7 protein-coding genes are annotated in these 7,129 nt (G+C 47.8%); all 7 read left to right on the top strand.

The annotated features are described in order from the left end of the window. Positions 1-1,132, top strand: a 1,132-nt coding sequence (locus VB081_RS05085; protein ID WP_323399758.1) for an adenosylhomocysteinase, incomplete at its 5' end; no start/stop codon positions are given. A gap of 3 nt (positions 1,133-1,135) precedes the next feature. Continuing rightward, positions 1,136-2,422, top strand: a complete 1,287-nt coding sequence (locus VB081_RS05080) for an amidohydrolase family protein (RefSeq protein ID WP_323399757.1) — start codon at positions 1,136-1,138, stop codon at positions 2,420-2,422. A 30-nt stretch (positions 2,423-2,452) separates the two neighbouring features. Next, entirely contained in the window at positions 2,453-4,267 is a 1,815-nt protein-coding gene (locus VB081_RS05075; protein WP_323399756.1) for a hypothetical protein, read from the top strand. 3 nt (positions 4,268-4,270) lie between these two features. Further along, positions 4,271-5,767, top strand: a complete 1,497-nt coding sequence (locus tag VB081_RS05070) for a B12-binding domain-containing radical SAM protein (RefSeq protein WP_323399755.1) — start codon at positions 4,271-4,273, stop codon at positions 5,765-5,767. A gap of 89 nt (positions 5,768-5,856) precedes the next feature. Further along, positions 5,857-6,324: a CtsR family transcriptional regulator gene (locus tag VB081_RS05065; RefSeq protein WP_323399754.1), complete on the top strand. Its 468-nt coding sequence runs from the start codon at positions 5,857-5,859 to the stop codon at positions 6,322-6,324. A 1-nt stretch (position 6,325) separates the two neighbouring features. Continuing rightward, positions 6,326-6,814, top strand: coding sequence for a UvrB/UvrC motif-containing protein (locus VB081_RS05060; RefSeq protein ID WP_323399753.1), 489 nt, complete (start codon positions 6,326-6,328; stop codon positions 6,812-6,814). Positions 6,815-6,946: 132 nt separating this feature from the next. Next, the coding region (locus tag VB081_RS05055) for a Clp protease N-terminal domain-containing protein (RefSeq protein ID WP_323399752.1) at positions 6,947-7,129 on the top strand (183 nt) is incomplete at its 3' end.

Here is a 7,129-nt window from a genome sequence, read left to right as displayed (position 1 = left end):
GCAAAAGCCGTTCGCAGGCTATAAAATGTGTGTATGCTGTCATTTGGAAGCCAAGACAGCATACCTGATCCAGGTCATACAGGCGTGCGGGGCGCAGGTTTCGGCATGTGCTTCCAATCCGCTTTCCACACAGGATGACGTGGTAGCAGCACTTGTAGAAGGCGGTGCGGATGTATACGCGATCCATGGAGAAACGCCGGAGATATACGAAGGACATATTAGAAGCGCACTTCTTACAAAGCCGAATCTGATCGTGGACGACGGCGGCGACGTGATCACAATGCTGCACGAAGAGCTGCCGGAGCTGATCGAAAATGTGATTGGGGCAAGCGAGGAAACGACGACAGGCGTACTGCGGTTAAAGGCAATGGAAAAGGCCGGAACACTTAAAATACCGGTGATCCCCGTTAACGACGCACAGTGTAAGTATATGTTTGACAACCGTTATGGCACAGGTCAGTCTGTCTGGGACGGTATTATGCGTACGACAAACCTGATCGTCGCCGGAAAGCGCGTCGTTGTCGCGGGCTATGGCTGGTGTGGGAAAGGCGTCGCCAAGCGCGCAGCCGCTCTCGGGGCGCGGGTGATCGTGACGGAGATCGACCACATCAAGGCGACGGAAGCGTTGATGGACGGGTTTGACGTGATGACGATGGACGATGCGGCAGCGCTGGGTGATGTTTTTGTCACAGTGACCGGCTGCGACGATGTAATCGTAGCGCGTCATTTTGACAAAATGAAGGACGGCGTGCTCCTCTCGAATGCAGGGCATTTCGATTGCGAGGTCAACGTGGCACAGCTTAATGAAATCAGCGAAAAAGTAGTAGAGATGCGTCACAATGTGGAAGGCTATGTGCAAAAGGACGGCAGGATATTGAATGTGATCGCGGGTGGAAGGCTCGTAAATCTTGCGTCGGGTGACGGGCATCCGGCAGAGATCATGGACATGAGCTTTGCGCTCCAGTTTTTGGCACAGAAATATATCCTTGATAATCACCAGTCCATGAAACCGGGTTTGCTCAACCTGCCGGAGGATATCGACTATAGTGTGGCCGTCAGAAAACTGAAGGCAATGGGCGGCGCGGTGGATGTGCTGACCAAAGAGCAACGCAAATATTTGTATGGGGAATAAGTGATGAAAATCAAGATTGAGAACGCAACAGTCATTACGAACAATGAAAGCAAAGATGTATTGCATAATGCGACGATATATGTTGACGGAGAAAAGATCGTTTATGCAGGTGCAGCGGAAGATGCTCCGGCGGCAGAGGCTGACAGGGTGATCGATGCACAGGGCAACCTCATAATGCCCGGCTTTTTCAACACGCATACACATGTTCCGATGAATATGTTCCGCTCCTACGCGGATGATCTCGACCTGATGACATGGCTCAACACACGGATTTTTCCGGCGGAGGATCGCCTGAACGACGAGATCGCATATTGGGCAAGCATGGCCGCAATGTGCGAAATGGCTGCAGCAGGTATCACCTGGTTCAATGAAATGTATTTCTTTATGGATGCGGTTGCGAAAGCGGCACAGGAAAGCGGCTTGCGCGCGGTTTTATCGCGGGCGGTCGTATCGCCCGTACCTGACGTTGCGCAGCGCACATTCAGAGAAGGCGTAGAATTGTTTGAAAAATATAACAACACAGGCAGACTAAAGGTCTATCTTTCGCCGCACGCACAGTATACGGTCAACAATGAAATGCTTGAAAAGATCGCGCAGGAGGCAGCGCGCCTTAACACGGGTATCCATATGCATATCTCTGAAACCAGAGGCGAGCATGAAAACTGTATCAAAGATCAGGGAATGACGCCCATCGAACTGAGCGAGAAGCTGGGACTTCTTGATGTTCCGTTCCTTGCCGCTCACTGCGTATGGATCAGCGAGCACGATATGGAGCTCATGGCGCAGCACGGATCATACGTGCTCAGCTGCCCAAGAAGTAATTTAAAACTTGCAAGCGGGATTGCTCCGCTCAGCCGCATGCTGGATAAGGGCGTGCATGTGTCATTAGGGACAGACAGCGTCGCCTCCAACAACAAGCTTTCTATCATGGAAGAAATGACATATGCGACGCTGCTGCAAAAGGGTACGACATATGATCCGAAAGTAATGCCAGCCGCGCAGGCGATCGATATCGCGACGCGTCAGGGTGCGCTTGCTATGGGCTGTGAAAGCGGCGTGATCGAGGCAGGGAAAAACGCAGACATCATCATGCTGGATACAAGCGGTATCCGCTACACGCCTGATTATGATATTGTTTCTAACGTTGTATACAGCGCGGACGATTCTGACATCTGCATGACAATGGTCGGTGGCGATATCATCTATGAAAACGGCCGTTTCAGCTTTGCGGATACAGAAGAGATCAAAGCAAGGCTGAACGAATACGCCGGGATCATGAAAGCGATCTAAAAACATATAGGAATAAAAATGAGGGAGACTATGTTCAAAAAACGTTTTGTAATCATCATCAGCCTGATATGCGCAATGGCCTTTTTGTTTGTGGCATGTACAGCTTCGACCGATACGCCTTCTGCCTCGGCAACGTCCGGCGCAAAGGAAATTAGGGGTACAGTCGAAGGGGGAGACGCATCCTTAGGCACGGACGTAAACTTAAAAGATATCAACATCGAAAAGCAAGGCGAAAACACTGTGATTACGATGTCGTTTTTGAACGGATCGCGTACATCAGGGGTAGATGAATCCAAAATATCGTCAGTACCCAAATACGGGATCACCATTCTTGGAGCACCTGTCAGGCTACAAGTGGATTTAAATATCGGTTTTTGGGATTATTCCAACAAAAACGAGTGGTTTACAGACAGTATCATCTATGGAATGTTCAATACGGTACATTCCGACAGCAACACTGTGTCAGTCTATTTCCAGATGAATGAGGGGATCGAGGCTACTGTATCAGAAGATGCGGATAAGCTGGTCATTACGCTCACGCCGAACAATGCGAGCACCGAAAATGCCTTTTTTGTGGGGCTCAACGCCTACGAAGAATACGAACAGAACCTGATCACGCCCGATCTTGGTTTTGCACCTACGATGTGTGAAGGATTGTCGGACATTATACTGATTTCTTCCCCCAAAAAGGATGAAGCATCGGCAAAGAAGCTGGCAGAAGAAACAAACCTCAAGATTGCGAGTGTTGCGCCTGCCAAAAAAGCGTATGTCTTTGAAATGAGTACGGACGCATTGCCCGTATATAATAAAGAAGTAGACGCACAGGGGATACAGCAGGATCCGGTCATGATGGTCGCGGGCGCGCCCATCACGCTGCCTGTGCTGGTGGAAAACGGAAGATATCTCTGCCAGATGCCGGACGGAAGTATTTTGTATGCCCGTTCTTATGTACCCAATGCCTCAGAAGATACAGAGCAGGTATTAAAAGAGAAACTTTGGCGTATCGAGACAAACGGAAAAAAGACGCAGCTCGAGCTTCCGGATTTTTACGGAATCGAAAAAGCCGCACCGTCTTCTGATGGACGATATATCGCTATCCTAGACTCGGGTATCGAAAACAAGGTCTTATATGTATTCGATACACAGGAAAGCGTGCTGCATAATTTGGGAGAAGAGGGCTTTGGAGATGCAACGACCTCCTTCGTATGGGATCAGCAGCAGCCGGTGATTTATGCTATGACAGGGTTAGGCACACTGCAGCTGATGAAGTACGATTTTACAGTAGACATTGCGGATCGTGTGCAGGCGGTTGAAGAAAAAAAGGGTGCGGAGTCCAAAATTGCCCTGCGCAGCGGAAAGATATACTTTGCGGATAAGACGGAGAATAACGGACAGGGCATGATATATTCGCTCGATTTAACCACAAAAGAGCGAGTGGAGGTGGCTGCAGGAATCGATTTTGCGCTGTCGCAGGACGGCGTCAATATGGCGGTGCTTGTACCTGTACTGGAAGGCGAAGAAGATATCACCTACAATGTGCAGATGCTCAACACAGGGACTGCGGCAGTGACAGATGTGATTGGCGGAGTACTTATCAATAGTATGACCTTTGGTGCTGATAACGATACATTGTACTTCACAACGCCGACGTACGATGGGACAACGGCGGAGTACCCGTTTGCGGTCGTCAAGTATTCGGTATCCAAAGGAGAATTATCCCTCGTCGGTTATTCAAAGACGTCGGAGATCATTCCGGGTACAAAAACAGGCGAGTTCTACGTGGTTGATTATTTCAATCAGGGGGACAATAGCTTTTACATCACCTATATTTACGAAGATAAGTAAACGATGAAGACGATTCTGGCGGCAATCAACGCAAGCTATGTGCACACCAATCCGGCAGTGCGTTCACTTGCCGCGTCGGCAAACGAAGAAGATATTGCATTCTGCGAATATAACATAAACCAGCCACCATCAGATATTCTTTACGATTTGCTAAAGCAAAAAGGCGATGTTGTCTGCCTTTCCTGCTATATCTGGAATATTGGTATAGTGCTTCGTATTGCAGAGGATTTGAAGCAGGCAGTTCCCGGACTTATCGTGATTTTGGGCGGGCCGGAGGTTTCGTTTGAAGCAATGGTATTGATGGAGACGGCTCCTTTTGTCGATTATATCATGTGCGGTGAAGGAGAAGTGGTTTTTCCATACCTGCTCAAAAGCATTGCAGCAGGTTCAAAGCCTGAAATTGACAGTGTATTATGTCGCATAGATGGAAAAATTTGTGGCGATCAGACTTACGCGGTCGTTGACGATATCGAGCAATTGCCAGCGCCCTTTGCTTTTGGGCAGGATACATACGATGAAAACCGCATCTATTATTACGAATCCACACGGGGATGTCCTTTTTCCTGTGCCTATTGTCTTTCGGGCGTAATACCCGGAGGAGTGCGCGAAAAATCCGTTGACAAAGTCAAAGGGGATATCGCCCGTTTTGTAGAACGGGGCGCGCGTCTTGTAAAGTTTACAGATCGTACGTTCAATGCAAACCGTGAACGCGCAATTGAGATATGGAAATATGTGATCAAAAATACGGGCGATACGTGCTTTCATTTTGAGATAGGTCTGGATCTGCTGGATGCCGAGGCGCTCTCGTTATTGCGGGAGGCGCCAAAAGGTAAGATACAAATAGAAGCGGGTATTCAGTCGCTCAATTCGGAAACCCTGCAGGCGGTGATCCGCAAGACGGATATCAGAAAACTGAAAAGCAATGCGCTTTCGGTTATAGGGGCAGGGAATATACACCTGCATCTCGACCTGATCGCAGGACTGCCGTATGAATATATGAAAAGCTTTGAACGATCGTTCATCGAGGTATACGCGCTCTATCCGGATGCGCTCCAACTTGGCTTTTTGAAGCTGCTGAAAGGTACGACGCTTAAGGAAAAGGCGGAAGAATACGGCATTGCCGTCCGCAGTTATCCGCCGTATGAAGTATTGAAAACATTGGATCTACAGGCAGAGGAATTGCTGCTCCTGCGGGAAATCGCAGGGCTTGTTGACCGCTACTATAACACCAAGCGGATGCGCGGTGCATTTGATTTTGTTACCAAAAATCAAATCGTAAAGCCTTTTGCATGGTACTTAGCGCTTTACCGTTTCTCAGAAAAACATGGATATGCAGCACGTCCGGTGGGCGCACGCCACCAGTTTGAATTGATGATCGCATTTGCAAAAGAAATACTGAATCAGGAAGAACTTATGCTGTTTTTGGAGAAGCTGAAAGCAGATTATCAAAATGCCAAAATCAAAGGCATAGTGCCGCAGGAACTCAGAGAAATCAATTGAAATTTTCATCAGGAAACTGTTTACAGGTAAAAAAAATCGGTTATAATAAATATGAAGGTCAAAGAAAGTCAAAGAAAGGAGGCGCGAATATGTCGGTATTGAGCGATCATATTGAGAGCTTCATCAAAGAACTTTTGACAGAGGATGAAGGAATGGCGGAACTGCAGCGCAACGAGCTTGCACAGCAGTTTCATTGTGCGCCTTCCCAAATCAATTATGTGCTGACAACACGTTTTTCACCAAGCAGAGGATACATCACGCAGTCAAGGCGTGGCGGAGGCGGATATATCCGCGTGATCCAGCTTGATGTAGATGAAAGCGAATATATCAGCGACATCATTGATGAAAAGCTGCAGGGCGGCATCAACATGCGCCATACGGCAGAACTGGTGGAAGGCATGCTAGAAACAGGGCTGATTGACAGAAGATCAAAAAATCTGATCTTAGCAGCAGTATCAGACAAGGCGCTATGCGTACCTGGCGAAATCAAAAATGAGCTCAGGGCGTGTATTTTGAAAGAGATTTTAATATCAACACTTTTAAAGGAGGACGATTGATATGTTATGTGATAAATGTAGGCAAAGAGAAGCGAACGTGCATATACAGCAGAGCGTGAACGGCGTTACGACGGAACGGAACCTGTGCAGCGAATGTGCAAGTAAAGAGCCGGGATTGATGAATGCGTTCTCACCGGAAAGTTTTTTTGGAGATTTGTTTGAAACAAGTTTGTTGAAACGTGGTTCCGGCAGGCAGGGTAATTTATTTGATATGAACGGACTCACAGGTGGAAATTCTGTGACGCCGCGTGATAGGCGAAATATGGAGTTTGAAGATGTAGAGAATGCCGCTCTTACAGGCATAGAGCTGCCAAAAATTCAAATGAGTCGTGAAAATGTACAAGAAAAGCCGGCCGTATCCGGTTTGGAAGATTTAAAAACACAGCTTAAAGCTGCAATTGCGGCAGAGAACTTTGAAAAGGCGGCAGAATTAAGAGATAAGATCCGTAAACAGGAATCGGATGATAAAGAAGACAAAACGGATCAATAAGATTGTTTAAGACAGGCTGGTTCGTTTAAATAAGTTATAAAGCGAAGAAAAACCAGCAACGATTGGCTTGCCGTTTGCCGAAAAAACGGCAATAGCCGCGAAGATCATGCGGCAAATGTTAGGAGGAATACTATGAGTAATATGTCTGGATTCACCGCGGGCGCACAGGAGGCTGTCAACAAAGCAGCTCAGTTCGCCAGCGGTATGGGTGAAAATTATGTGGGAACGGAGCACCTTCTGCTTGGGCTTGTGATGGAGGGAGGTACCGCTGCGGAAATTTTAGAGCGGCAGGGTATCAACGAAGCAAACGCAAGA

This window comes from Christensenella sp., from assembly GCF_034927525.1.
GTDB lineage: Bacteria > Bacillota > Clostridia > Christensenellales > Christensenellaceae > Christensenella.
Note: the sequence above shows the minus strand (reverse complement) of the source record. Positions and strands in the feature narration are given on the sequence as shown.